Raw genomic sequence first — 1,424 nt, forward strand, 5'->3', positions numbered from 1 at the left:
GGGGCTATGGCATTCACACATTTAGAATTGCCTATGGAATTGCGTTCTGATTCTCTTGCCGAAAAGCAGGAGAATTGAGCGATGAATGATTTAAGCCTGGGACGGTTTGGCGACCGTCGCCTGGAAAAAGGGGGGCGTTCTTGCTGGAGCGCCTGGTTGAGACGGCTGGCCAGGGACTGCGGGTGCGCAAGCTCGGGGGCAATCGGGCTGGGGAGATCCGCTTGAGCCGGTTTTTGCGCAATGCTGCGGTCGATCCGCAGGCGATGATCGATGCGGCGGCCTTGCGCACGGCCGGCCGCTGTGCCGATCGGCACATCCTGGCCATTCAGGATACGACGGTGGTGCGCTCCGGCGGCGGCGGTGGTCTTTATCTGCATGCGATGATCGGGGTCGATGCGGACGATGGGGCGATCGTCGGCGCGATCCACGGGCAGTTTTTAAGCCGCGACCAGGGCAAGCGCGGCACGCAGCGCGCGCGTCCGATCGAGGACAAGGAAAGCTACCGCTGGCTAGAGGGCGCCGATCGCGCCGCGCAGGTGTGTGCGGCCGCGCGCCACGTCACCGTCATTGCCGACCGCGAAAGCGATATCTACGAAGCCTTCACCCGCCGGCCGGCCGATGTCGACCTCGTCATCCGGGTGGGCAAGGACCGCAGCCTCGGCAAGGATCAGCCCCCGCTGTTCGCCCTGGCGGATGCCTTGCCGGTTGCGGCACGCCTGGCCTTCACCCTGCCGGCCAAGCCGGGCCGCAAGGAGCGCGACACGCAGCTGGCGATCCGCTTCAGCGCGGTGACATTGCCGCAGCCGAAGAACGGCATCTACAAGAACGCCCCGCATGGCGCGTGCCTTTCTCTGGTGGATGTGCGCGAGACGACCGCACCGCAAGGCGAAGAGCCGATCCATTGGCGGCTGCTGACGACCTACGCGGTGTCGGATGCCGACCAGGCGGCAGAAGTCATCGCCCTTTATCGCCGCCGCTGGGCGATCGAGCAATTGTTCCGCACCCTGAAGACGCAAGGCTTTGATATCGAAGGCCTGCGCATCGAGGACGAAACGCCGCTGAGCAATCTGGTGATGGCCGCCTTCGTCGCGGCCGTGATCGTGCAGCAACTGGTGCATGCCCGCGACGGCGCGCCTGCGGGCGGCACCTTGCGCCCCATCGAAGACGCCTTCGAGCCAAGCGACCGGCCGCTTTTGGAGGCCTTCAGCGCCAAGCTGGAGGGCAAGACTGCCAGACAGAAGAACCCCCATCCCAAAGGGTCACTGGCCTATGCCGCCTGGGTTTGCGCCCGTCTCGGCGGGTGGACCGGTTACTACGGCAAGCCAGGCCCGATCGTCATGCTCGACGGCTGGCAACAGTTCCAGGCCGCCAAGCGCGGCGTATCCCTCCTCCTCTCCGCTTTCGACAATGTGTGAATCTAATAG

At 64.8% G+C, this 1,424-nt stretch carries 1 protein-coding gene; it reads left to right on the top strand.

Annotated elements, in window-relative coordinates:
* The first annotated feature begins 140 nt into the window (after positions 1 to 140).
* On the top strand, positions 141 to 1,415 hold the full coding sequence (locus AAE029_RS36140; protein ID WP_371077753.1) for an IS4 family transposase: 1,275 nt from the start codon (positions 141 to 143) through the stop codon (positions 1,413 to 1,415).
* The last annotated feature ends 9 nt before the right edge of the window (positions 1,416 to 1,424 follow it).

Origin of the sequence: Sinorhizobium sp. CB7 (genome assembly GCF_041357635.1) — a bacterium.
Lineage (GTDB): Bacteria > Pseudomonadota > Alphaproteobacteria > Rhizobiales > Rhizobiaceae > Rhizobium.